The organism is Pseudomonas sp. Root569 (genome assembly GCF_001427465.1).
GTDB lineage: Bacteria > Pseudomonadota > Gammaproteobacteria > Pseudomonadales > Pseudomonadaceae > Aquipseudomonas > Aquipseudomonas synxantha.
On record NZ_LMGQ01000025.1, the window covers coordinates 351,113 to 374,736 of the forward strand.

General features: G+C 59.6%; 24 protein-coding genes. 6 read left to right on the top strand and 18 right to left on the bottom strand.

Translation table 11 applies throughout. The annotated features are described in order from the left end of the window. Positions 1–21: 21 nt before the first annotated feature. Complete coding sequence (locus tag ASD70_RS21955) at positions 22–711, top strand: DUF4197 domain-containing protein (protein ID WP_056847442.1); 690 nt, start codon at positions 22–24, stop codon at positions 709–711. A 593-nt stretch (positions 712–1,304) separates the two neighbouring features. On the opposite strand, the gene ASD70_RS21960 is transcribed toward ASD70_RS21955, so the two are convergent. From ASD70_RS21960 to ASD70_RS21970, 3 genes are all read right to left on the bottom strand, one after another. After that, positions 1,305–1,547: a hypothetical protein gene (locus tag ASD70_RS21960; protein WP_046071270.1), complete on the bottom strand. Its 243-nt coding sequence runs from the start codon at positions 1,545–1,547 to the stop codon at positions 1,305–1,307. Positions 1,548–1,690: 143 nt separating this feature from the next. After that, positions 1,691–4,756, bottom strand: coding sequence for an efflux RND transporter permease subunit (locus ASD70_RS21965; RefSeq protein ID WP_056847443.1), 3,066 nt, complete (start codon positions 4,754–4,756; stop codon positions 1,691–1,693). 4 nt (positions 4,757–4,760) lie between these two features. Beyond that, positions 4,761–5,861: an efflux RND transporter periplasmic adaptor subunit gene (locus tag ASD70_RS21970; protein ID WP_056847444.1), complete on the bottom strand. Its 1,101-nt coding sequence runs from the start codon at positions 5,859–5,861 to the stop codon at positions 4,761–4,763. Positions 5,862–5,954: 93 nt separating this feature from the next. On the opposite strand from ASD70_RS21970, the gene ASD70_RS21975 reads away from it, so the two are divergent. Continuing rightward, positions 5,955–6,590 (top strand): TetR/AcrR family transcriptional regulator, encoded by a 636-nt coding sequence (locus tag ASD70_RS21975; protein ID WP_046071267.1) that lies wholly within the window; start codon positions 5,955–5,957, stop codon positions 6,588–6,590. A gap of 39 nt (positions 6,591–6,629) precedes the next feature. Here ASD70_RS21975 and ASD70_RS21980 read toward each other — a convergent pair whose 3' ends face one another. Next, a complete protein-coding gene (locus ASD70_RS21980; RefSeq protein ID WP_046071266.1) occupies positions 6,630–7,412 on the bottom strand; it encodes a class I SAM-dependent methyltransferase in 783 nt (260 codons plus the stop codon). Between the two features lie 96 nt (positions 7,413–7,508). Here ASD70_RS21980 and ASD70_RS21985 point away from each other — a divergent pair, with 96 nt between their 5' ends. After that, a complete protein-coding gene (locus tag ASD70_RS21985) occupies positions 7,509–8,129 on the top strand; it encodes a hypothetical protein (protein ID WP_046071265.1) in 621 nt (206 codons plus the stop codon). A gap of 3 nt (positions 8,130–8,132) precedes the next feature. Here the strand turns inward: ASD70_RS21985 and ASD70_RS21990 are convergent, their stop codons facing one another. The 7 genes from ASD70_RS21990 to ppc form a co-directional block, all read right to left on the bottom strand. Continuing rightward, positions 8,133–8,831: an extensin-like domain-containing protein gene (locus tag ASD70_RS21990; protein WP_056847445.1), complete on the bottom strand. Its 699-nt coding sequence runs from the start codon at positions 8,829–8,831 to the stop codon at positions 8,133–8,135. A 3-nt stretch (positions 8,832–8,834) separates the two neighbouring features. Then, on the bottom strand, positions 8,835–9,662 hold the full coding sequence (locus ASD70_RS21995) for an isocitrate lyase/PEP mutase family protein (protein ID WP_056847446.1): 828 nt from the start codon (positions 9,660–9,662) through the stop codon (positions 8,835–8,837). 27 nt (positions 9,663–9,689) lie between these two features. Then, on the bottom strand, positions 9,690–10,550 hold the full coding sequence (locus ASD70_RS22000) for a DUF72 domain-containing protein (RefSeq protein WP_056847447.1): 861 nt from the start codon (positions 10,548–10,550) through the stop codon (positions 9,690–9,692). After that, complete coding sequence (locus tag ASD70_RS22005) at positions 10,550–10,852, bottom strand: hypothetical protein (protein ID WP_046071261.1); 303 nt, start codon at positions 10,850–10,852, stop codon at positions 10,550–10,552. Before ASD70_RS22005 ends, ASD70_RS22000 begins: the two co-directional genes overlap by 1 nt. Before the next feature lie 160 nt (positions 10,853–11,012). Next, on the bottom strand, positions 11,013–11,699 hold the full coding sequence (gene tsaB, locus ASD70_RS22010; RefSeq protein WP_046071260.1) for a tRNA (adenosine(37)-N6)-threonylcarbamoyltransferase complex dimerization subunit type 1 TsaB: 687 nt from the start codon (positions 11,697–11,699) through the stop codon (positions 11,013–11,015). Positions 11,700–11,790: 91 nt separating this feature from the next. Next, a complete protein-coding gene (gene adk / locus ASD70_RS22015; protein WP_032893225.1) occupies positions 11,791–12,438 on the bottom strand; it encodes an adenylate kinase in 648 nt (215 codons plus the stop codon). Positions 12,439–12,718: 280 nt separating this feature from the next. After that, positions 12,719–15,346 (bottom strand): phosphoenolpyruvate carboxylase, encoded by a 2,628-nt coding sequence (gene ppc / locus ASD70_RS22020; RefSeq protein WP_056847448.1) that lies wholly within the window; start codon positions 15,344–15,346, stop codon positions 12,719–12,721. 196 nt (positions 15,347–15,542) lie between these two features. Between ppc and ASD70_RS22025 the strand changes: the two genes are divergently transcribed. From ASD70_RS22025 to ASD70_RS22035, 3 genes are all read left to right on the top strand, one after another. Next, positions 15,543–15,887 (top strand): hypothetical protein, encoded by a 345-nt coding sequence (locus tag ASD70_RS22025; RefSeq protein ID WP_046071258.1) that lies wholly within the window; start codon positions 15,543–15,545, stop codon positions 15,885–15,887. 280 nt (positions 15,888–16,167) lie between these two features. Then, the gene (locus tag ASD70_RS22030) at positions 16,168–16,593 is read left to right on the top strand and encodes a DUF4398 domain-containing protein (RefSeq protein ID WP_043050915.1); all 426 of its coding nucleotides are present in this window, start codon (positions 16,168–16,170) and stop codon (positions 16,591–16,593) included. A 56-nt stretch (positions 16,594–16,649) separates the two neighbouring features. Continuing rightward, a complete protein-coding gene (locus ASD70_RS22035) occupies positions 16,650–17,435 on the top strand; it encodes an OmpA family protein (protein ID WP_056847449.1) in 786 nt (261 codons plus the stop codon). 72 nt (positions 17,436–17,507) lie between these two features. Here the strand turns inward: ASD70_RS22035 and ASD70_RS22040 are convergent, their stop codons facing one another. The 7 genes from ASD70_RS22040 to ASD70_RS22070 form a co-directional block, all read right to left on the bottom strand. Beyond that, the gene (locus ASD70_RS22040) at positions 17,508–17,903 is read right to left on the bottom strand and encodes a hypothetical protein (protein ID WP_156382937.1); all 396 of its coding nucleotides are present in this window, start codon (positions 17,901–17,903) and stop codon (positions 17,508–17,510) included. 1,285 nt (positions 17,904–19,188) lie between these two features. After that, positions 19,189–19,548, bottom strand: coding sequence for a hypothetical protein (locus ASD70_RS22045; RefSeq protein ID WP_056847451.1), 360 nt, complete (start codon positions 19,546–19,548; stop codon positions 19,189–19,191). 169 nt (positions 19,549–19,717) lie between these two features. After that, positions 19,718–20,044: a hypothetical protein gene (locus tag ASD70_RS22050; RefSeq protein ID WP_056847452.1), complete on the bottom strand. Its 327-nt coding sequence runs from the start codon at positions 20,042–20,044 to the stop codon at positions 19,718–19,720. Next, a complete protein-coding gene (locus ASD70_RS22055) occupies positions 20,041–20,946 on the bottom strand; it encodes an alpha/beta hydrolase (RefSeq protein ID WP_056847453.1) in 906 nt (301 codons plus the stop codon). Before ASD70_RS22055 ends, ASD70_RS22050 begins: the two co-directional genes overlap by 4 nt. A 44-nt stretch (positions 20,947–20,990) precedes the next feature. Beyond that, the gene (locus ASD70_RS22060) at positions 20,991–22,268 is read right to left on the bottom strand and encodes a flavohemoglobin expression-modulating QEGLA motif protein (RefSeq protein WP_046071254.1); all 1,278 of its coding nucleotides are present in this window, start codon (positions 22,266–22,268) and stop codon (positions 20,991–20,993) included. A gap of 21 nt (positions 22,269–22,289) precedes the next feature. Beyond that, the gene (locus ASD70_RS22065) at positions 22,290–22,838 is read right to left on the bottom strand and encodes a lipoprotein (protein WP_046071253.1); all 549 of its coding nucleotides are present in this window, start codon (positions 22,836–22,838) and stop codon (positions 22,290–22,292) included. Positions 22,839–22,854: 16 nt separating this feature from the next. After that, positions 22,855–23,571 carry a TetR/AcrR family transcriptional regulator gene (locus ASD70_RS22070; RefSeq protein ID WP_056847467.1) on the bottom strand — a complete coding sequence of 239 codons (717 nt, stop codon included), beginning with the start codon at positions 23,569–23,571 and terminating at the stop codon, positions 22,855–22,857. Positions 23,572–23,624 lie beyond the last annotated feature (53 nt).

Sequence of the window (23,624 nt, forward strand, 5' to 3'; positions counted from 1 at the left end):
CCACGTCATAAGGAAGCGCCCATGCTTCGTAAAACTCTTCGCCTTACCGCCCTGTGCGCCGGACTGATGTTCGGTGCCAATGCCATGGCCCTGGATCTCGGTAGCCTGTCCCAGGGCGACGCCAGCGGTGGCCTCAAGGATGCCTTGACTCAGGGTGCGCAGATCGCCGTGAAGCAACTGGGTAAACCCGGTGGTTTCAGCGACAACCCGGAAGTGAAAATCGGCCTGCCGGGCAAACTCGGCAAAGTCGCCGACAAGCTGAAAATGTTTGGCATGGGTGACCAGGTCACGCAGTTGGAAACCAGCATGAACGCGGCGGCTGAAACCGCCGTGACCCAGGCCCAGCCGATTCTGGTCAACGCCGTGAAGAAGATGAGTGTGACCGACGCCAAGGGCATTCTCAGTGGTGGTCAGGACTCCGCCACTCAATACCTGGACAAAAGCAGCCGCGAGGAAATCCGCGCCAAGTTCCTGCCCATCGTCAAGGCCGCCACCGACAAGGTCGGCGTCGCCCAGCAGTACAACGCCCTGGCCGGAAAGGCCGCAGCTTTCGGCGCCGTGGATGCCAAGAGCGCCAACGTCGAAAACTACGTGACCGAGCAGGCACTGGACGGGTTGTTCAAGATGATTGCGCAACAGGAAGAGACCATTCGCAAGAATCCGGCCGCTGCAGCCACCAGTCTGGCGAAAAAGGTGTTTGGGGCGCTGTAACCCTCAACTGCACCTGTTTACCACTGCGCCAAGGCCGCTTCTAACGGCCTTGGCGCAGTTGTTTCAGGCAACGCCCACTAATGGATCAACGAAAAAGCGGGTACAAGGGTCTGTGGGGCGAGTGATAGCCGCTGACCGGTTGTTGATGCTGGTATGTCGTCACGGGGCGGGTGTGGCTGAAGTGGGGACGGTGATGGCCCGAAGCCCCTTCATCAGGCCTGTAGGGTCGGGTGGTGCCAACATCATCACGGGGAAAATGATTACCTAGCAAAGCCCCGAGAAACGCCCCTTTGAAAGCTGCAATGGCATTAAAAAACGACATGTAGAACTCTCCATATACTCATTGAAAACGGCTTGGCCGCCAGATGGCGATGCCAAGTCTTCTGCCTGTCCATCAGGCATTTCTGAGTCGGGGAAACAGGCGCAGGCGTTCCAACTGAGCTGCTGGGTGTTTGCATCAGCATGTAAATCGGCGCGGATAACCAGCCAACAGCCTGGCCCATGGAGCATTGCTTGATCGTAAACGGCAAACACTTCGCGAGGCGCGAAGTGCTTGCCGTTCACCCAATGACAAAAAAGTGACAAACGCTCACTCAATGCATTGAGCGTCCCAATTGGGTGTTGCTATTGGCATTGGCGTTGGCAATGCTGTTGTTGATTGTGATATTGCCCTTGGGCTGTGAATTGTCGTATTTAAAGGATTCGAGCGCATCAGTCAGCTCACGCCGACTGACAGAATCATTATCCGAATGCTTGTTGCAGCCCATCTGGTTTAGACCACCACCCAGCAGCATGCCGATCCCGGTATAAAAGTTACCCAATGCTTGTAGTAGCATCTCAGTTCCACCTCTATGAATGTTCTGGAAACTTGATCCTGGCGATAAAAAATCGACCGGATTAAATACCTGTCGAACAGGTAACCATATGTGGCAAGCGTGAAAAAAAGGTTCCCGCCCGGCTTACCAAAACATTCGCAGGTTTACACCCCATCCTTCCTGATTCTGAACCATGCCGCGTACAGCGCCGGCAAGAACAGCAGCGTCAACGCCGTCGCTACAATCAATCCGCCCATGATCGCTACGGCCATCGGCCCGAAGAACACGCTACGCGACAGCGGAATCATCGCCAGCACGGCCGCCAGGGCCGTCAGCACAATGGGGCGAAAACGCCGGACAGTGGCTTCGATGATCGCCTGCCAAGGCGCCAGGCCGGCCTTGATGTCCTGCTCGATCTGGTCGACCAGGATCACCGAGTTGCGCATGATCATCCCCGACAAGGCGATGGTGCCGAGCATGGCGACGAAACCGAAGGGTTGTCGGAATACCAGCAGAAACAGCGTGACGCCAATCAACCCCAACGGCGCGGTAAGGAAGACCATCGCCGTGCGTGAGAAGCTGCGCAACTGCAGCATCAGCAACGTCAGCACCACCACAATAAACAGCGGCACGCCCGCCTTCACCGAGTTCTGCCCACGAGCGGAGTCTTCAACTGTGCCGCCCACGTCCAGCAGGTAGCCGTCCGGCAGTTCGGCACGCACCTGTGCGAGGGTCGGCAGGATCTGCTGGACCAATGTCGCCGGTTGTTCCTTGCCGTAGATATCGGCGCGCACGGTCACTGTCGGCAGGCGGTTGCGGTGCCAGATAATGCCCTCTTCAAAACCATATTCGAGGGTAGCGATCTGCGACAGCGCCACGCTTCTACCGTTGTCAGTCGGCACCGCCAGGCTTGGCAGCAGCGACAACTCGGTACGTTCATGGACAGTGCCGCGCAGGAGGATCTCGATCAACTCATTGTCCTCCCGGTATTGGCTGACACTGGAACCGGTCAAGGAGCTTTGCAGGAATTTCGACAGGTTGGCGGTGCTCACACCCAGGGCGCGTGCACGGTCCTGGTCGATGTTCAGGTAGACGATTTTGCTCGGTTCTTCCCAATCCAGGTGCACGTTGACCACATGGGCGTTTTCGCGAACCTTGGCCGCCACTTTGCGGGCCAGTGCGCGGACTTCTTCAATGTGCTCGCCAGTCACACGAAATTGCACCGGGTAACCCACGGGCGGGCCGTTCTCCAGGCGGGTGACCCGCGAGCGCAGGTCGGGGAATTGCTCGTTGAGGGTTTCGATCAGCCAGGTGCGCAGGCTTTCACGTTCCTCGATGGTGTTAGCCAGCACCACGAATTGCGCAAAGCTGGCGGCCGGCAATTGCTGGTCCAAAGGCAGGTAAAAGCGCGGCGAACCGGTGCCCACATAAGCCACGTAGTTATTGATGCCGGCGTGTTCCTTGAGCAACGCCTCCAGGCGCTTGACCTGGTCGGCGGTGTTGCTCAGGGAGGCGCCTTCGGCCAGTTTCAGATCGACCATCAGCTCCAGGCGCCCGGACGCCGGGAAGAACTGTTGCGGCACGAAGCGGAACAACGCAACCGAGCCAATGAACAACAGCAAGGTCAGGACGATAACCGTCTTACGCCGACGTACGCACCACTCCACCAAACGTCTTACGCGCTGGTAGAAAGGCGTGCCGTAGGGATCAGGACCATCGGCGCCATGCTTGGCCGCATGAATCTTTGCCAGGTCCGGCAAGAGTTTTTCCCCCAGATAGGGTACGAACACCACGGCGGCCACCCAGGAGGCCAGCAACGCGATGGTCACCACCTGGAAGATCGAACGAGTGTATTCGCCAGTGCTCGATTGCGCGGTGGCAATCGGCAGGAAGCCCGCCGCCGTGATCAACGTACCGGTGAGCATGGGGAACGCGGTGCTGGTCCAGGCGAAGCTGGCAGCCTTGAGGCGGTCGTAGCCCTGCTCCATTTTGATCGCCATCATTTCCACAGCGATGATCGCGTCGTCCACCAGCAAGCCCAGGGCCAGGACCAGGGCGCCGAGGGAAATCTTGTGCAGGCCGATGCCGAGGTAATACATGCTGGCAAAGGTCATCGCCAGTACCAGCGGAATCGCCAGGGCAACCACCATGCCGGTACGCACACCGAGGGAGAAAAAACTCACCAGCAATACAATCGCCAATGCTTCGGCGAGTACCTGGACAAATTCGCCGACGCTGGTCTTCACCGCGGCCGGCTGGTCTGACACCTTGCGCAGCTCCATGCCTGCTGGAAGGTTCTTCTGCAAGCGTGCGAATTCACCTTCAAGGGCTTTACCCAGCACCAGAATATCCCCACCGTCACGCATGGCCACCGCCAGGCCGATGGCGTCTGCGCCCATATAACGCATGCGCGGTGCCGGAGGGTCATTGAAGCCACGGTGGATGTCGGCCACATCACCGATGCGGAAGGTGCGATCCCCAACACGGATCGGGAAGTTGCGGATTTCCTCCACGGTTTTGAAATTGCCCGATACCCGCAACTGCACGCGCTCGCTCGGGGTTTCAAAGAAACCGGCGGTCGAGACCGCATTTTGCTCCTGCAACGCCTGCTGTACCGCGGCCAATGGCAACCCGAGGGTGGCGAGCTTGAGGTTGGACAGCTCGATCCAGATCTTCTCGTCCTGCAGGCCAAGCAGCTCAACCTTGCCTACGTCCGGCACCCGCTGCAGTTGAATCTGGATGCGGTCGGCGTAGTCCTTGAGCACGGCATAGTCAAAGCCGTCGCCGGTCAGCGCATAGATGTTGCCGAAAGTGGTGCCGAATTCATCGTTGAAAAATGGCCCCTGGATGTCGGGCGGCAAGGTCTGGCGGATGTCGCTGATTTTCTTGCGCACCTGGTACCACAGCTCAGGGATCCGTGCCGAAGGCATCGAATCGCGAGCCATGAAGGTCACCTGTGATTCACCGGGGCGCGAGAAGGACACGATGCGCTCGTACTCACCGGTCTCCATCAGTTTTTTCTCGATGCGCTCGGTGACTTGGCGCGACACCTCCTGGGCCGTGGCACCGGGCCAGTTGGTCTTGATCACCATGGCCTTGAAGGTAAAGGGCGGGTCTTCGCTTTGCCCAAGCTTGGTGTAGGACAAGGTGCCGACCACCGCCAGCAGGATCATCAGGAACAGTACGATCTGGCGATTACGCAACGCCCATTCGGAAAGATTGAAACCCATGGGACTACTCCTTGGCCGCCAGATTCACCACTCGGTTGGAGCGATCCACCGGGCGCACTTGCTGGCCCTCATGGAGCACATGCACGCCTGCGGCAACCACCCAGTCGGTGGGGGTCAAGCCTTCCAGTACCGGCACGGTTTTTTCACCGAAAGCGCCAATGCGCACCGGGGTGCGCTCAAGCGTGTTGTCCGGCTGTACGCGCCAGACGTAGGACGCGCCATTCTCAGCGCTGAGGGCAGACAGCGGCACCGACAGTGGAATGACACCGTCAGCTTGTATGAACACACGGGCACTTTGGCCCAGCTCGGCGGGTACTTTGCCACCCGTGAAGGCCACGCGAGCGGCGAAGGTGCGTGATTTCGGATCGGCGGCAGGTGACAGCTCACGAATGCGCCCGGCGAAGCGTTGATCCGGCTGGCTCCACAATTCCACCGACACCGCTTGGCCAATCTTGAAACGGCCAAAGCCATGTTCGGGCAGGCTGATCAATACCTCACGCTCGCCATCGGTGGCCAGGGTGAACAGCGTCTGGCCAGCGGAGACCACTTGGCCCACTTCCACTGCACGCTTGGCGACCACCCCGTCCTGGGGCGCACGCAGCACGGCGTAGCCGGCCTGGTTGCTCGAGACTTCGTGCTCGGCCTTGATCTGCTTCAGGCGTGCTTCACCCGCTCGGTAGAGGTTTTCGGAATTGTCGTACTGCGAACGGCTGACCATCTGACGATCCATCAGGGTCTTGTAGCGATCACGCTCTGCGCGCACCAGGCTCAGGTTGGCCTCGGCGGCAGCCACTTGGGCACGGGTGGCTTCCAGTTGCAGGCGCACATCTTGGGGGTCGAGTTCGGCAAGCGGCTGGTTGGCCTTGACCCGCTCCCCCTCCTCCACCAGGCGCTTGCTGACTTTGCCACCGATGCGAAAGGCCAGGTCTGGCTCATAACGGGCACGCACCTCGCCAGGGTAACTGTCCATTGCCTGCGCCGAGGGTTGCGGTTGTACCACCATGGCTGGGCGGACGCTGGTTTGGGTCGCTTCTTCATGGCCGCAGGCGGCTAACAGGAAGACCAGACTGACAGGCAAAGCAAGGGGCAGGACGGCGCTGCGCATGCTGAAGGACCTTTCGCAAATAGAGCTAGGAATAATTATACTGGCCGGTATGTTATTAATACCAAACTCGCCAGTCCAGTATTAAAGGTAAAAATGTCCGACAATCCTGTGAACACCGCCAGCCCCGGGCGTCCCAAGGACATGGCAAAACGCCAGGCAATCCTCGAAGCGGCGAAGTCCCTGTTCTTGAGCAACGGTTACGCGAACACCAGCATGGATGCCGTGGCCCTGGCGGCCGGCGTATCGAAACTCACCGTATACAGCCATTTCACCGACAAAGAGACGTTGTTCACTGCCGCGGTGGTGGCCAAGTGTGAAGAGCAATTGCCGGTGATGTACTTCGAGCTACCCGCAGGCATGCCCGTCGAGACTGTGCTGTTGAACATCGCACGTGGCTTCCATCGGCTGATCAACAGCGAGGAGTCGGTGAACCTGCATCGCCTGATGATGACCACCGGCAATCAGGACGTGAAACTCTCACAGATCTTCTTTGAAGCCGGCCCCATGCGCATGCTGCAAGGCATGGAGCGCCTGCTCGGCAAGATTGACCAGAGCGGTGCCCTGCGCATCGATAAACCGTTCAAGGCAGCCGAACACTTCTTTTGCCTGCTCAAGGGCACGGCGAATTTTCGCTTGCTGTACGGCTGCGGTGGGCAACTGAGCGCCGTAGAGGCCGAAGAGCATGTGCAGGAGGTGGTGAGGTTGTTTATGCGCGCATTCAGGCCTTGAACCCATCGTTCCCACGCGCCTGCGTGGGAGCGGTCGGCCTCAGGGTTTCAGGGCTTTTTTAGCATAGATGTCATAACGGCTGGACTTGCCATCCAGCGCATGGCTCGGCTTCGGCCCGTCAATGCACGGCGCCTTGCGCGGGCGCTTGACTACCACACGGTGGCTGGCCAGGGCCAGGGCAGCCGCGAGCAGCGCCGGTGCATCCGGGTCATCGCCTACCAGCGGCCGGAACAGGCGCATTTCCTTCTTTACCAGGGCAGTTTTCTCACGGTGCGGAAACATCGGATCCAGGTAGATCACCTGCGGCGGCTCACCCTCCCAATTGAGCATCACGTCGATGGAGTTGCCCTTGAGCAACTGCATGCGCGCCACAATCGGTGCCACTTCAACATCTTGCGCAGCGCGTGCCAGACCGTCTTCGAGCAAGGCGCCGATCAACGGCTGGCGCTCGATCAGGCTCATCTCGCACCCCAGGCTGGCGAGTACGAACGCATCCTTGCCCAAGCCGGCCGTGGCGTCCAGTACCCGGGGCCGCACGCCTTGAGCGATGCCCACGGCCTTGGCGATCATTTGCCCGCTGCCACCGCCATATAGACGCCGGTGCGCCGCGCCTCCTTCGACAAAGTCGACCCGCACGGGCCCCGGCGCATCAGGCCCAAGCTGTTGCAGTTGCAGGCCCTGTTCCCCGACTTGCAGGGAAAAATCCGCATCCACCACCTGCAGGGGCAAGCCCAGCAGCGCAGCCCACTGCTCGGCGCGGGCCTGGAAACTGTCGGCCAACGCCTCGACCTGGATGCGGCTGGCCGCTGGTTGTTCGCTCATCAATCGCTACGCTCGAAAATATTAAGGATCGGCCAAAAACGGCCGATAAAAACAACAGTCAGGTATTTTGCCAGAGCTGAGCGACGACCGAGAAAAATGTCAGACATTCTTCCTCTAACCATCGGTGTACTGCCGACCCACAACCATTACGGCCTGCGCAATACCCAAGCGCTGGCCGGGGTGAGTCATGTGTGGCAGGACTTCTTCGCCCGGGCATTGGCCGAGCAGCTCGGTGAAACGCCGCAGGCGCTGGCCGCCAAGGCGCCAGCACCGCTGGACCCAGCGGTCGAGCCCAGTGAAGGCGCCGACCTGTTGTCGCAGATCCTCACCCAACGCGAGTGCGAGGTCAAAGACACCGAGATCGCGCCGCCCGAACCGCTGTTCCTGCCGATTGCCGAATTCGAAACCGAGCTACTGCCACCGGCCGCGACACCGTTCCCGGAAGACGAAATCATCGCCCAGCAGCGCCTGCAGGATTTCGATAGTGGCTGGGTACGGCCGATTGTCCTGAATGCCGGCCAACCGCTGCCAGCCCCAGGCCCGGCGCCGCAGCCACGCCCACTGCATTTGCCAATTGCCGAGTTCGAACTGGATCTGTTGCCACCAGCTGCTACGCCGTACCCTGAAGAAGAGCTTGTGGCACAACAAAAGGCCTTGGATTTCGACTACTACTGGGCACGCCCGCTGGTTACCCAAAACCTGCGCCTGGCCGCTTAAACCTCAGCGACACGCCCACCACCGCCCCATATCCAGATGAAAGTGGTTGCGATGCGCCGCGTTGTAGTCCGGGCTCAATACCACGTTGAAATCATCACAAGCGCCATCGCGTACCTGGCGCAGGAACCGCGCACCGTCACCCTCCCCCGGCCAATCCTTGAGCACGCTGATGCTGCGCCCATCCGCCAGGCGAAAACCGGCGATGTCCAGGGCATTGGCCGAGGCGTGCTGACTGAGTCGCCCTTCGGCTCGGTTGTAGACATTGCGACAGGCAAAGCTGCCCAAATGCTCGACGCGACTCACCCGTTGGCCAAAAATCGCCTGGGCCGCCGGTTGCAGGCTGTGGCGCTCGAACAAGGCGAACGCCACGGCCAGCGGGCAACTGGCGAGAAAGCTGCTGCTCAAGACAACGTCAGCGCCCTGCACCCGCAAGATATTGCGCAAGGGGCACGCCGTATCGGCCGCGGTGTCCGCCTGGCGACTTACCCGCAGGCCGGAGGTTTGCAATACCTGGTCGCACAGCGCCGGATCATCTTGCAAACGGCTGAGCTTGTAGCGCGTCAGCAGGTTCGGGCTGGCGCGCACATCCAAAGGTGCCCAGGGATTCCATTCAGCCGGCATCGGCACCCAGCCCCGCCAAACTCCCAGCGCGAACGCGCACGCCAGCAATAGCAACGCACCCAACACTTTTATCCCGCCCACGGCTCAGGCCTTGAAGAATTGAGTGGCCTGGGCATAAGACATCGAACGCTCGGTAAAGGTGAATGTGCCCTGTTCATGGACTTCCCGGGCAGCGCGATAGAACTCGCCATACGCCGCCAACGCCATGGCCGAGCCGACGCTGATGCGCTTGACGCCCATCGCGCTCAACTGCGCCACGCTGAGCTTAAGGCAACCGGACATCAACACATTCACGGGTTTAGGCGCCACAGCCTTGACCACCGCCAGCACCTCTTCGGCGCTGCGCAAGCCCGGGGCGTAAAGCACGTCGGCACCGACCTCAGCAAAGGCCTGCAGGCGCCTGAGGGTGTCCGGCAGATCCAGGTGACCGTGCAGGAGATTTTCTGCGCGGGCGGTCAGGGTGAAGGGGAATGGCAAACTGCGGGCGGCGGCGACGGCGGCCTCCACACGTTCAACCGCCAGATCGAAGGGATAGATCGGGTCTACGGCAATGCCCGTGGCATCTTCGATGGAGCCACCGACAATCCCGCTGGCCGCCGCCCGCAAGATGGCCTGGGCGCAGCCTTCGGGGGTATCACTGAAGCCGTTTTCCAGGTCCGCCGCGACCGGCAGAGTGGTGGCGTTGGCGATCATTTCAGCATTGAGCAGGGTGTCCTCGAGGGTCAGAGCGCCCTGCGCATCCGGCCGCCCCAGGCTGAATGCATAACCCGCGCTGGTGGTGGCCAGCGCCTCGAAGCCCAGGCTGGCGAGCATGATCGCGGAGCCCGCATCCCAGGGGTTGGGCATCACAAACGCGCGGTCACGTTCATGCAGGGCCTTGAAGGTTTCGGCGCGTAGGGTTTGGGCATCCATGACTGACTCCTGGCGAGAAAAGGAGCCTTAGAGTAACCCCAGTTGCTCCGCTTCGGGCGCTCGGTGCAAGGTGGGCAGCGGCGGCAACCCGGGCAGGCGCACCATCAGCTTGGCGTGAAAGCGCAGGGCCAGTTGTGCGGCGAGGCGGTTATCCGAGGTGTGCAGGAACATGTAGGGCGTACGCCCCTCTTCGATCCAGCTGGCGATCTTTTCCACCCACGGGATCAGGAACGGGTCGTTGGCCTCAAGCTGCGGATGGCCGATAAAACGCACCTGGGGAAACTGGGTCAGCGCCGCCGGGCGCGGTGGCACCTTGGGCTTTTTTGCCTGGGCATGCAGCACCGCCGCCGACGTGGAGGTGCAACTGAACAGGGCACGGGGATCCAGGCAGATGCGTTCGACGCCACGGTCACGCAAAAGGCGGTTGAGCATGCGTTCGGCGTCGCCTTTGGCGAAGAACTGCTCATGCCTGACCTCCACGGCCAGCGGACGATCAATGCCATCAAGGAACCCGGCCAGCTCAGGGAGGCGTTGCGGTGTAAAACCCTTGGAAAGTTGCAGCCACAGCGGCGAAACGCGCGCGCCCAGAGGGCTCATCAGCCCGACAAAACTTTCGGCCGCCGGCAATTGCTCACGCAAGTCGCCGGCATGGCTGATATCCCCGGGGAATTTGGCGGTGAAGCGAAAGTCATCGGACATGATGTCAGCCCAGCGCTGTACTGTGGCGGCCGAGGGGCGAGCATAGAATGTGGTATTGCCTTCAACAGCGTTGAAGACCTGGGAGTAGAGCCCGAGGTAATCGCCGGAGCGAGCATCCAGGGGATACAGGTATTCGCGCCAGGCGTTTTCACTCCAGGACGGGCAGCCGATGTAGTAAGGCAACCTCATCAGATATGGATATCGAGACCCAGAACTTCCATATCCCACTCGACGAAACCGGCAGTGGTCAGGTAGCTGGCCAAGGCGGTGGCAACGCTTTTGCTCATGGAGCGGGGGAAGACCATGTCTTGCTGACGGGCGGGAACGCCGCTGGTACGGGCGCCGCCAGCACTTTGGGCGCGGGAGGGCGACTCAGAGTGGACTTCGATGAAGTCCGGCGAATCCTCGACCGAATCATCTACCGTCACGTTCGCCTTGCGCGGCTTACGCTTGAGTGGGTAGGACTGTGAGGAAAAGCCGTCTATACGCATACATGCAGACTCGGTATCAATGATGGCAATTTAGCGGCACTTTCCGTGGTGCGCAAATGCTCTGGTGATAACTAGAACACATAATTCGTAAAAGGTTTAAAAACTGCGGCAAATTCTGACGATTGGCGAAATTTGCCACCGAATGCCTACATTCTTGACGTCAAATAATTCCGCGTTCGGCCTTGGTCTGCGCCACTTTATCGCGCAGGTAAACCGGTGCAGCCTGATCTGCCGCAATGGCCTCGCCGCGCTCGAATGCGAACCGTGCCAATGCCAGCAAATCTTCGGCATGGGGCAACATCGCAGCGTCCCGTCCTGCCAACTGCACCTTGATGCGTTCGCCATAACCCCAGCCCGTGCCGGCACCAAACCAATCCCCACTGGCGTCATCCGGTAATGTCACCACTTGCGGCGCCTGTACCGCTTCCACACCCACAAGGCGCATTTCGCCGGCGGTCTGGCGGTAGCAACCCCAATAAACTTCATCCATGCGCGCATCAATCGCCGCCGCCACTTGCGTGGCGCCATGTTCACGCAATGCGCGCTGGGCCAGCACGGCGAGGTTGGACACCGGCAATACCGGACGCTCCAATGCAAAGGCCAGGCCCTGCACCACGCCGATGGCAATACGCACGCCGGTAAAGGCACCGGGGCCACGACCGAAGGCGATGGCATCCACACACGCCAGGGTGGTGCCGGCGTCTTCAAGCAACTGCTTGATCATCGGCAACAGCTTCTGCGCATGCAGGCGCGGGATCACCTCGTAGTGGCTCGTTACCTTGCCATCGTGCAGCAAGGCAACGGAGCAAGCTTCAGTCGCGGTGTCCAGGGCCAGCAGGGTGCTCATCGGTGTAGGTGTCCAAGTCGGAAAAAAAGTGCGCCAGTATAAACAACAACGGCCCGCAAGCGGGCCGTTGTAGGTAAAGCCGATGACTGGATCAGCTCAATGCTTGCAGCACCTTGGCGGTGATGGCTTCTACCGAGCCCACGCCAGGGATATGGCTGTACTTCGGCTTGCCTTGGGCTGCGGACAGCTTCTGGTAGAAATCCACCAGCGGCTTGGTCTGGGAGTGATAGACCGACAGGCGATGACGCACGGTTTCTTCGGTGTCGTCTTTGCGCTGCACCAGGTCTTCGCCGGTGACATCGTCCTTGCCTTCCACTTTTGGCGGGTTGTAGACGATGTGGTAAACGCGGCCCGAGCCTTCGTGGACACGGCGGCCGGCAATACGCTGGACGATTTCTTCATCTTCAACCGCGATTTCGACCACGGCGTCCAGCTCCACACCCGCCTTAACCAGGGCTTCAGCCTGGGGAATAGTGCGTGGGAAGCCGTCGAACAGGAAACCGTTCTTGCAATCGTCCTGGCTGATGCGTTCCTTGACCAGGTTGATGATCAGGTCATCGGAGACCAGGCCACCGCTGTCCATCACGCTCTTGGCGATCAGGCCCAGCTCGGTGCCAGCCTTGACGGCCGCACGCAGCATGTCGCCGGTGGAGATTTGCGGAATGCCGAATTTTTCAGTGATGAACTTTGCCTGAGTACCTTTACCGGCCCCGGGAGCTCCCAGCAGAATGACGCGCATCGATGTGCTCCTCAATTTTTTATAGAGATGACGCTCGGATTCGCCGCGTGGGGCCAATCTCGTAAAAATGTGGTTCCAGGCCGATCAAACGGCCAAAGGCTGATCAAGATACACAGCGGGCCCTTACCATACAAGCCGCCAAAAGTAGGAGAAACCCGCGCCCGGCATGCGTCAGCGACGGGGTGTGCCTGAGCGCAACCCGCCCTCTCAAACGATGACCGCCCTTTTCAGGGCGGTCATCGGGGTTTATCCGCAAGCCGTTGAGAACTCGCAAGAAACCTCAACCGGTGTTGCGCAAACCGGCGGCAATACCGGCGACGGACACCAGCAGCGCCTGTTCCAGAGGGCTGTCTTGCGCCGCCTCCTGTTGACGCGAACGTGCCAGCAACTCGGCCTGCAACAAGTGCAAAGGGTCGAGGTAGGTGTTGCGAAGGCGGATGAACTCCAGAGTGTCGGGGCTATGGGCCAGCAGCTGAGACTGCCCGGTCAGGCCAAGCACCACGCCACACGCCTGCGACAATAGGTCGCGTAAATGCGCGCCCAATGGCAGCAGGTCCACCTGCACCAGGCGCTCATCATAAAGACGGGCGATATCGGCATCCGCCTTGGCCAACACCATTTCCAGCATGTCGATGCGCGTGCGGAAGAACGGCCACTGTTCACGCATCTGCCCCAGCAACGGGCCTTCACCGCGCTCCAGCGCCTTGCTCAATGCCGCTTCCCAACCGAGCCAGGCGGGCAGCATAAGGCGCGTCTGGGTCCAGCCGAAAATCCACGGAATGGCACGCAGGCTTTCAATACCGCCGGCCCGGCGCTTGGCCGGACGACTGCCCAGGGGCAACCGGCCCAGTTCCTGCTCCGGGGTGGACTGGCGAAAGTATTCGACGAATTGCGGGTTTTCCCGTACCACGGCACGGTAAGCGCTGACACCATCGGCCGCTAACTCATCCATCAGATGACGCCAGGCTGGTTCCGGTGGCGGCGGTGGCAACAACGTCGCTTCCAGCACGGCAGCCAGGTAGAGGTTGAGGTTTTGCTCGGCAATATCCGGCAGGCCGAATTTGAAGCGAATCATCTCGCCTTGTTCAGTCGTACGGAACCGCCCCGCCACCGAGCCCGGTGGCTGCGACAAGATCGCCGCGTGAGCCGGGCCGCCGCCACGGCCGACCGTGCCGCCGCGACCGTGGAACAGCAGCAGCTCCACCTGCTGCTCGCGGCAAATATCCACCAACCGCTCCTGCGCCCGGTACTGCGCCCAGGCCGCAGCGGTGGTACCGGCGTCCTTGGCCGAGTCCGAGTAGCCGATCATTACTTCCTGCGGGCCCTGCAACCGTGCGCGATAGCCCGGCAGTTGCAATAGCCGCTCCATCACCGGCCCGGCGTTATCCAGGTCGGCCAGGGTCTCGAACAGCGGCACCACGCGCATCGGCCGTTGTACGCCCGACTCTTTGAGCAGCAACTGCACCGCCAGCACATCCGACGCGGCGCCCGCCATGGAGATAACGTACGAACCCAATGATGCCGCCGGTGCGGCGGCGATTTCCTTGCAGGTATTCAACACTTCGGCGGTGTCCGCCGACGGCTTGAAATAGCCCGGCAGCAGAGGCCGACGATTGGCCAGCTCCTGGGTGAGGAAGCTGATGCGCGCGTCTTCGTCCCAGTCCTCATAACGGCCGAGGCCCAGGTAGTCGGTGATTTCGGTCATGGCCGCGCAATGGCGGCTGGAATCCTGGCGCACATCCAGGCGCACCAGGAACAGGCCGAAGGTCACGGCGCGTCGCAGGCAGTCGAGCAGCGGGCCATCGGCAATCACGCCCATGCCGCATTCATGCAGCGACTGGTAGCACAACTCCAGCGGGTCCAGTAGGTCGCGGTTGTCCTGCAACACCTCGGCAGGCGCCGCTGTGGTGGCGGTCAACGACGTGTGGGCCCACTGGCGCGTCGCACGCAGGCGCTCACGCAGTTGCTTAAGCAAGGCTCGATAGGGCTCGACGCTGTCGCCAACCTTGGCCTGCAACGCCGGGCTGGCTTGTTGCATCGACAACTCGGAGGCCAGGTGGTCGATGTCGCGCAAATACAAGTCAGCCGCCATCCAGCGTGCCAACAACAGCACTTCGCGGGTGACCGGCGCGGTTACATTCGGGTTGCCGTCACGGTCGCCGCCCATCCACGATGCAAAGCGAATCGGCGCTGCCTCCAGGGGCAGGCGCAGCCCGGTAGCGGCAAACAGGGCCTGGTCAGCCTTGCGCAGGTAATTGGGGATGGCGTGCCACAGCGAATGCTCGATGACCGCGAAGCCCCATTTGGCTTCGTCAACCGGGGTGGGCCGGACGCGGCGGATTTCCTCGGTATGCCAGGCTTCGGCGATCAGTCGTTGCAGGCGTGTGCGGATCTGCTCGCGCTCGGCACTGGTGAGGTCGCGGTGATCCTGCAAGGCCAGTTGCGCGGCGATTGCATCGTATTTCTGGATCAGGGTGCGGCGAGCCACTTCAGTGGGGTGGGCGGTGAGCACCAGCTCAATCTCCAACCGTGCCAACTGGCGGGCCAGGGATTCATTGCTGTGCCCCTCGCCTTGCAGACGGGCCAGCAACTCCGGCAAGACTCGGGATTCGAACGGCGCGGGTTGCGACTCATCGCGCCGATGAATCAACTGATATTGCTCGGCAATGTTGGCCAGGTTGAGGAACTGATTGAAGGCCCGGGCCACGGGCAGCAATTCGTCTTCCTGCAACTGGTTCAGACGGGTGCTCAGTTCATCGCCAGCGCCGCGACGATCGGCCTTGGCGCCTTTGCGGATCTGCTCGATCTTATCGAGGAAATCATCGCCGTACTGCTCTCGAATGGTGTTGCCCAACAGCTCACCCAGCAGGTGAACATCCTCACGCAAGCGTGCATCGATATCACTCATCAGCCAATCTCCAGCCAGAAATCCGGGACGCGCAGGTGTCCCAGAGTGCCGCCCGCGTCGGTATCTGACAAGACCGAACGCAAACGACTTTAAACCTTGTGGCTGACAGCTAGTCTCAAGAGTGAGCCGCCACGTTATCCAAGCAGGCGGCTGGTCACTCATCACCGCCTGCCATCGCAGGCTCATTGAGGTTGCCATGAAGATTCGAGAACTGCCCCAGCACTGGGAAGAAACCGCCAAGGGTCGCCTGACCCAGACTGAATACGCGATTCATCTGGACGTGGAATCCGCAGCACGCTTGGCTGCCCTTGCCGAGATGTACCCCAAGCGCCACACCGAGGAATTGCTCGGAGAGCTGATCGGTGCCGCCCTGGAAGAGCTGGAAGCCAGCTTCCCCTATATCAAGGGCCAGCAAGTGATTGCCACCGACGAGGAAGGTGACCCGCTGTATGAAGACGTCGGGCCCACTCCACGTTTTCTTAGCCTGTCGCGCCGTTATCTGCATGATCTGTCAGCCAGTGCCGACGAACAAAAGCACTGATATACACCCGCAATGCCCATCTGAATCAAGTATTCCGGGCCTCTTAGAGGCTCGGTCTACCTCTGCGAGCACTGAAAGTTCCATGTTTAAACGCTGACCGATCAGTCAGATATTTTTTTAGGCAAATCGCCATCTTCTCTGAACTTTTGAAAAAAGCCGCCGGTCACAGCCAGTAAGCCATCACTTGGAACGGTCGTTTGAAACTGGCGTCATGTGCTTTATCGCCGGGGCCGCAATCGATACGCCACGATGGATTTTGATGTTTTTCAGGAGTTATCCAATGGAGTTGAAGACGATGAACACCAGCACTGCCAAATCCTCGTTTAACCACCTGCGCGGGCTCAAATTGGCCGCGCTGGCAATCGGCACCAGCTTCGTTCTGGCGGGCTGCGCCGGCAACCCTCCAACCGAGCAGTACGCCGTGACTCAATCGGCTGTCAACAGCGCCGTGAGCGCCGGCGGCACCGAGTACGCTGCCGTGGAAATGAAGGCGGCCCAGGACAAGCTCAAGGAAGCTGAACTGGCCATGCACGACAAGAACTACGACAAGGCTCGTATGTTGGCTGAGCAGGCCGAGTGGGACGCTCGCGTCGCTGAGCGTAAAGCCCAGGCTGCCAAGGCTGAACAGGCTGTGAAGGACTCCCAGAAGGCTGTTGAAGAGCTGCGTAAGGAAGGCATGCGCCCGGCTGCTATCCAGCAGAAGTAAGCCGCAGCCCCTTGACTGCATCGCACCTGATATCGAATTGAAAGGACGACACGACTATGCGTAAACAACTGATGATCCCTGCCCTGCTGGCGATGAGCGTTGCCTTGGCGGCCTGCTCCACCCCGCCGAACGCGAACCTGGAAAATGCACGGACCAACTTCTCGGCCCTGCAAACCAACCCGCAAGCCACCAAGCTGGCAGCACTGGAAACCAAAGACGCCAGCGAATGGCTGGACAAGGCTGACAAGGCGTACCGCGACAAGGAAGACGAGAAGAAGGTCGACCAACTCGCCTACCTGACCAACCAGCGCGTTGAAGTCGCCAAGGACACCATCGCCCTGCGCGAAAACGAAGCCAAGCTGAAAAACGCCGGCGACGAACGTGCCCGCGCCCTGCTCGACGCCCGTGATGCGCAGATCAAGCAACTGCAAAACAGCTTGAATGCCAAGCAGACCGACCGTGGCACCCTGGTGACTTTCGGTGATGTGCTGTTCGCTACCAACAAGTCCGACCTGAAATCCAGCGGCCTGGTGAACATCACCAAGCTGGCTCAGTTCCTGCGCGATAATCCGGACCGTAAAGTCATCGTTGAAGGCTACACCGACAGCACCGGTTCGGACTCGTACAACCAGAGCCTGTCCGAGCGTCGTGCCGCTTCCGTACAACGTGCACTGGCTCAACAAGGCGTGGACATCTCGCGCATCGTGACCCAGGGCTACGGCAAGGAATACCCGGTTGCCGACAACGGCAGCGTGTCTGGCCGTGCCATGAACCGTCGCGTTGAAGTTACCATCTCCAACGATAACCAGCCGGTCAAGCCACGGTCTTCCGTAGCCAACTGATCCGTTGCCTGGAAAAAGCCCCGTCTTGATAGACGGGGCTTTTTTTTACCTATCTAAAACCGCTTTTAGTCTTTAGTAACTGAGATAACCGTTACTGCGGTTGCCGTTCTGACCGGAGTTAATATAGCTGCTATAGCTGCCGGAGTTACCGTTATTCCCGTAATTTCCGTAGTTCCCAGAGTTGCCGTAGCTTGCGTAACCTCGGTGGCTGCGGTAGCCACCGTAGCCGTCAGATGTTTGCACGAACTGACTAATCCTGTCATTGCCGTTATGACCATGGTTTTCATAGCGGCTACAGCTCCCGCTGTTTCCGTTATTCCCATAATTGCCATAATTACCGTCACTGCCATTATTATGCCTACTCCCCCACACCCGCTGTCCTGGCGCTGTTTTCCCGGCGTACTCATGAGGATAACGTGGATAAAAAGCAGCATCTTGTGCATATCGCGAGGCCATTAAATAATTCATCTTGATACTTTCTCCTTTCAAATAGAATAACTACTTTATAAATTCACACACACGAGGCGCATTGCGCAGCCTGTAGGGTGTCGGTTCGTGACTGGCGTATTGCACTGAGCCTTTCATTGCGAGCGCTCTAAACATCAAGTCCAAGCAAGGCAGTGCTCTTGCCCCCGTCAAGGGCGATGGATTTCACGCTTGAATTGGCCGAGCCTGGCTATTGCCATTCATCATTAGGTTTGCAGGATTTCCGTTGCTGCCGTGATTGGAATAACGGCTATGACTTCCACTATTGCCGTTATTTCCATAATTGCCAAAATTACCCCCGTTCATGCTGTTATTACCGTTATTGACATGCACGCCAACTTGACCAGACTTTAAACCTCCGACGTAAACATAGTTGGTGTTGAACACATAGCTTATGTAGTTGACTGTAGGCGGCCGACGTGACGCTGATGGCTGAACCCCAGGGGATACCCCCCTGTACTGAGCTGACCCGCGAGTAGAAGGTTGAGTGCCTGTATACATGGGGCGCGCGCTCGATTGGTAGCTATTGTAATTATATGTATTTTTTCCTGGAGGGCGCCGCCAGCCTGTGTTCTGCCCTGTGACAACGTTCCACGCATTGGACATGGTCCCTATGGTGTTCATGAACATCGTGTTCATCAATGAGTCTAATCTCATCGCTTTACTCCTAATGATTTTCCCACACGTCCAGATTTGATTTCCTGGCAGCTATAACAGTGGTCGCTGACAACTATCAGTTCCCGACCGTATATCCTGGTAATAAACTATGGCTGGCATGCCAGTCTTCCAAGCGGGGGGTTTGATCACGGCACGTCGTGCCTGCAGGCCGTACCGTGCGGGCTCCTACCGTATTTGTCGCGGATTGAAAATTAAAAAACCCACCAGAAGCGGTGGGTTTTTTGATTAGGAAAATTTGATCGGACGATCAGTATCTTCATCCGGTGGCATTATCATCTTTCCATTATGGGAGCTGTCCGATGAGCTACCTTCCGACTTGTTACGTGCCCGATGGTGCGCGTCCTCTCGCTCCAACGCCTGATGCGCCCTGCACATGGCCACCATATTGCGTATCGCATCAATGTCTATCACTGCTTTCCGGCCCCCGCTCTGTGTAAGTTACATCGCCCTGTGTGGCATTTTTACGCAAAACGGTTCCAGATAATTTCGTTGCGCACGCCCACAGTATTAACCGGCCGGCCCGGCCAGGTTCATCCCTGCATGCATGTTAAACCCGGCTATAGCGGGCGAGTGTGTGACGAGTCGTCGATTACCAGGCGACCGGGCCTTGGCTCTCGGCCCCACCCGCCGGGACCTGACCCGGATCTTGCGCGCCATTCTGTGCGCCTTGGGCGTTTTGATTGAATAGTTCAAGCAATTGCTTCAGTTTTTCGAGCAGCTCTTCGAGGCTGAGACCACTCTCTGCTCCTTCGGCACCTCCACCGCCTTGAGCACCGCCAGCCCCGTTGCTACCGCCACCCGCTTGGCCACCTTGGGAACCTTCGGCAAGCTTGGCATCTATTTGTTGCCTAATGTCCTGAATTTGCTGGGCAAGGTCCTGCTGGGGACCGCCGACGCTACCTGGGTTGCCAACATTGCCTGCGCCCTGCACACCACTGATACCAGCCATAAAACGCGTACTCCAGATTAATTAATACGGTGGGCTGATCAGCCACGCCGATCAGTCCCCATCTGTGGCAAACGCGTCAAAGTGGTTCCGGCCTGTAACGGTTCCGACCGGCCTTGACTGACTAATCGGCATCTATCAAAGGGCTTTCCCACAAAGGCGGTAGTGCAGTTCACTGTTGCAGTTGCGGGGTTTCCTGCCCCATGCAACGAACGGCCTGCTTCTTGTTGTTCACCAGTACGCCGCTCAAGCCTTTCTGTTCGGTATCAAACATCACCAACACACCGTCCACGCACTGCGCCACTTGCGCGGCGGGCGTCAGGGATATTTTGTAATCCTCACCCGGCAAGGTCTTGAGCATGGTGAAGTCACTGAGCAGCAACGCATCCTCCGGCTTGGCGAAATGCAGATAGCCGTAGTACCACAGGCAGCCGACGGTGCCGATGATGGTGCAGATACCGGTGAGGATCAGCGGGATCATGTTGCGTTCTTCACTCATTGCGGGCTCTCTGATGGATCAACTTTAGAGGTTGGATAATTCGGGATTTCGCCAAGGCGACGCAGGCCATTGAAATGCTGTGGATCGTCCAGGTAACGCAGCATCACGGTTTGCCAGGTCTTGTCGGCAAAAGTCTGCACATGGCCGCCCCGGGTCAGTTGCAGCACCCTTGGCGGTGGGGCCGCTTGATACAGGCGCAGCCCATTGGACACCGGCACGATCGGGTCATCCAGACTGTGAAATAGCAGTTTTGGCACGCCGGTCAACTGGGGCATGGTGTTGATCGCACTGTCGGCGTCGGGCACCAACCAAGACAAGGGAACCTGGAATGGCCAGGTTAACCATGAAGTGCTCAGGGCGAATTGTCCTACGTCACGATAACTGGCCGGCACACCGTCCAGCACCAAGGCCTTGAGTTGGCTTTGACGCTCCGGATGGGCTGCCAGGTAATGCACGGCCAGTGCGCCGCCCAGGCTTTGGCCCAACACAATCAGCGGTTGGCCCTGGGTTTGGGGCGCCTTGTCGATCCAGCTGAACGCGGCGTCGATATCCTGATAGATTGCCGGCAACGACGGCTTGCCTTGCGAGAGTCCATAGCCGCGATAGTCCAGCAGCAGCACTTGATAGCCCTGCTCGGGCAACCACCAACTGCCACCCAGGTGCCAGGACAGGTTGCCGCCGTTGCCGTGCAGGTGCAGCACCGTGCCCTTGAGCGGCACACCGGGTTTGGCCGGCAGCCACCAGGCGTGGAGCTTGATGCCGTCGGCGGTGGTGAGGGTGACGTCGCGGTATTGCAGGCGGGCTTTTTCCGGCGTAAACGGCAGGCCGGGTTCAGGGTAGAACAGCAAGGAGCTGCAGCCATTGAGTGTAAGTAGCAGGCATAGAATGCCGAGGATTCTCATCCGTTGAAACCTCGCTAACAAATATGAAGTCCCTTGGAGACCCCCTAAAGGATATTGGAGTAATCCGCCTCGATCCGGTCCAGGCTCAAATGGTTGAGGAAGTTGGAGAAGCACATCCACGCCGCCAGCGCGTTCATGTCGCGGAACTGCTCCGGCAGGTATTTGGGCGGTATCACCAGGCCTTCATCGACCAGTTGGCGCAGGGTCCGCATGTCTTCCAGGGTGGTCTTGCCGCAGAACAACAACGGCACTTGCTCCAGCTTACCTTTACGCACAGCAAGCTGGATGTAGTTGTAGACCATGATAAAGCCCTTGAGGTAGGACAAATCCTTGGTAAACGGCAGTCCGGTCGGCACCGAGCCACGGAATACCCGGCTGGCGTTGCCATAGCTCTCGGCCATTTCAAAGCCTTGCTCGCGGAAGAACTCGAACACCTGCAAGAAGTCGGCGCCCTCCTCCACCATGTGGATGGCGCGGGTGCGGTTGGTCAACTTGCGCAGGCGGCTGGGGTAAGAGGCGAAGGTGATGATTTCCATCAGGATCGCCAGGCCTTCCTGGGTCACGGTGGACGACGGCGGGCCCTTTGACAGGAACGTGCAGATCGGCTGGTTCTGGCCATTGAGGGTGGTGCCCACATGCACCAGCCCTTCATGCACCTCCAGGGCGCGCACGTCACGGTCGTTGAACATCGCGTCGGCGCGGATCTTGATGTAGTCGGCGCCGGCTGCCGCATCGGCGACGATCCCGTCGGACTCGAACACCCGGATGGTTTCCTCCGCTTCACCAAATACCTTGTTCAAGCGCGTTTGCAGCAGGCTGACCGCATCCTTGGCCGTGAGGGTCTTGGCTTCGTCCTTAAGGTCGCCACGGCCATCGATATTGTTCAGGTAGTCGGACAGCATCAGGCCCAGGTCCGCCAGGGTCGGGTCGCCGGCGTGGAAGGCATCGGAAGCGGCGCCATACAGCTCCTGGGAGATCAGGCCGAAATCCTCGGTGCCGCGTGCTTCGAGCATGCGCACCACCATGCGGTATTCACGGCACATGCGACGCATGATCTGCCCCACCGGGCTGAACTGCCCAAGGCGACGGGTGATGTCGCGCTCGATGTTCTGGAACTCCAGCTTGACCGCACTGGAGTCGAACGACAGAGGCCGGTTCAGGTAGTAATCGCGGTCTACGGCAGGCATGGCCTTGCCCTTGGCCTTGAGAAATCCCTGGCGGATATTCTCGTCCCATTTCACCGCATCGAGGACACGGATCGGTGTTTGCGCCAGCACAATGCGATCGGACAAGGTGCGTATCGTCTGCTGGTATTCGTCCACCCGGTGCTTCCTCTTTAAACGTTATTTACCCACGCGCCGGTAGCGCACGGCTTCAACGAACACATCGGCATTGGCCGGGTCATCCAGGTAGGCAAACACCTGGTCCATGGGGCTGTCCACCAGCACACCGGCGCCTTCGACGGTGTCTACAGTGCCGCCGTGCAAGGCCTGCTGGCCAATGGCTTGGTGGATCTGTTCGAGGTCGAGGTTGTAGACCACCAGTTCGTGCTTTTCATCAAACTCAAAGCCCGCCAGGATGAAATGCCCGCCCAGTCTTGCAGGCAGCGGCGCCGACAGATACCAGCGGCTGCCGTGGCGCGAGACGCTAAACAGATACTCATCGCGCTGGCCCGGCTTGGCTTTAGGGTAGCTCACCGCTTTATAACGATGCTCGCCGGCACGGGTGATCTGCAGGTTGAGCGGCTCGCCCCAGGCATTCCTACTGGCCCACTTGCCTAGCAGAGCCTCTGGCGCGGCTTCAGCCGTCGGCAATGGTTCCTTGAAAGTCACCAGGCAACCGCTGAGCAACAGGACCAACAAGGCGATTACCGCGACGCGCCAGACTTTCATTGGACATCCCCCGGTGTCAGACCGAAGCCAGCACCAAATGCATGTAACGCTTGAGGATTTCAAGCATCTCTTCGCCGGTCAGCGGCTCTGGGCCGCCAAGCAGGCCCTGATATTCCATCCGACTGATAATAGCCGTCAACACTTTGGCATCCTGTTGCGGCTCACGGGAGCCCAATACCTGGAAAAACTGCCCGGTGCCCTGCAACAGGATCTGCTGGTGGGAACGCACCAGCTCGGCCAGGCGCGGGTTCAACAGCGCCTCTTGGCGAAAGGCCTGTTCGGCCATCAGGTATTCGCGACGGTTGGTCAGTTGGCGCAGCACGTAGTCGGCGGTCAGCCGGGCGATGTCATCGGCCAGTTGCGAACGCGACTGTGGGCTGCCATCGCCATAGGCAACCATCTCGCGCAGCAAGCCCTCGTTGCGCACCCACAGCTTGCCCATGAACGCGGCACTGCGTTCGACGTACTGGGCGAAGGTGTCGGTAAGCAGGTCGTCGATATCCTTGAAATAGTAGGTAGTGGCCGACAGCGGCACGCCGGCCTCGGCGGCCACGGCCCGATGGCGCACGGCGCGTACGCCTTCGCGCACCACGATGCGCATGGCCGCATCGAGAATGTCCTGGCGGCGTTGCTCACTGCCCCGGCGGCTGGCCTTGCGGCCTTGATATTGAACGCTTTCAGCCACGGCAGCAGCTATGCCGGCGGCACCTTCTTGAGCCATTACGCGGTTCACCAAACACATCCTTGAATAGATCAAAACCTGGCGCTGTTCGCTTGACGCTTGAA

Bases quoted from the DNA above. Each gene is read 5' to 3' on its own strand.
- tsaB (WP_046071260.1), bottom strand. From the start codon at position 11,699: ATGAGCACCCTGCTGGCCCTGGACACCGCGACTGAAGCTTGCTCCGTT.
- ASD70_RS21975 (WP_046071267.1), top strand. From the start codon at position 5,955: ATGTCCGACAATCCTGTGAACACCGCCAGCCCCGGGCGTCCCAAGGAC.
- ASD70_RS21960 (WP_046071270.1), bottom strand. From the start codon at position 1,547: ATGCTACTACAAGCATTGGGTAACTTTTATACCGGGATCGGCATGCTG.
- ASD70_RS22035 (WP_056847449.1), top strand. From the start codon at position 16,650: ATGCGTAAACAACTGATGATCCCTGCCCTGCTGGCGATGAGCGTTGCC.
- adk (WP_032893225.1), bottom strand. From the start codon at position 12,438: ATGCGCGTCATTCTGCTGGGAGCTCCCGGGGCCGGTAAAGGTACTCAG.
- ASD70_RS21980 (WP_046071266.1), bottom strand. From the start codon at position 7,412: ATGAGCGAACAACCAGCGGCCAGCCGCATCCAGGTCGAGGCGTTGGCC.
- ASD70_RS21970 (WP_056847444.1), bottom strand. From the start codon at position 5,861: ATGCGCAGCGCCGTCCTGCCCCTTGCTTTGCCTGTCAGTCTGGTCTTC.
- ASD70_RS21965 (WP_056847443.1), bottom strand. From the start codon at position 4,756: ATGGGTTTCAATCTTTCCGAATGGGCGTTGCGTAATCGCCAGATCGTA.
- ASD70_RS21985 (WP_046071265.1), top strand. From the start codon at position 7,509: ATGTCAGACATTCTTCCTCTAACCATCGGTGTACTGCCGACCCACAAC.
- ASD70_RS21995 (WP_056847446.1), bottom strand. From the start codon at position 9,662: ATGGATGCCCAAACCCTACGCGCCGAAACCTTCAAGGCCCTGCATGAA.
- ASD70_RS22000 (WP_056847447.1), bottom strand. From the start codon at position 10,550: ATGAGGTTGCCTTACTACATCGGCTGCCCGTCCTGGAGTGAAAACGCC.
- ASD70_RS22045 (WP_056847451.1), bottom strand. From the start codon at position 19,548: ATGGCTGGTATCAGTGGTGTGCAGGGCGCAGGCAATGTTGGCAACCCA.
- ASD70_RS22005 (WP_046071261.1), bottom strand. From the start codon at position 10,852: ATGCGTATAGACGGCTTTTCCTCACAGTCCTACCCACTCAAGCGTAAG.
- ASD70_RS22065 (WP_046071253.1), bottom strand. From the start codon at position 22,838: ATGAAAGTCTGGCGCGTCGCGGTAATCGCCTTGTTGGTCCTGTTGCTC.
- ASD70_RS21955 (WP_056847442.1), top strand. From the start codon at position 22: ATGCTTCGTAAAACTCTTCGCCTTACCGCCCTGTGCGCCGGACTGATG.
- ppc (WP_056847448.1), bottom strand. From the start codon at position 15,346: ATGAGTGATATCGATGCACGCTTGCGTGAGGATGTTCACCTGCTGGGT.
- ASD70_RS22025 (WP_046071258.1), top strand. From the start codon at position 15,543: ATGAAGATTCGAGAACTGCCCCAGCACTGGGAAGAAACCGCCAAGGGT.
- ASD70_RS22050 (WP_056847452.1), bottom strand. From the start codon at position 20,044: ATGAGTGAAGAACGCAACATGATCCCGCTGATCCTCACCGGTATCTGC.
- ASD70_RS22040 (WP_156382937.1), bottom strand. From the start codon at position 17,903: ATGAATTATTTAATGGCCTCGCGATATGCACAAGATGCTGCTTTTTAT.
- ASD70_RS22030 (WP_043050915.1), top strand. From the start codon at position 16,168: ATGGAGTTGAAGACGATGAACACCAGCACTGCCAAATCCTCGTTTAAC.
- ASD70_RS22055 (WP_056847453.1), bottom strand. From the start codon at position 20,946: ATGAGAATCCTCGGCATTCTATGCCTGCTACTTACACTCAATGGCTGC.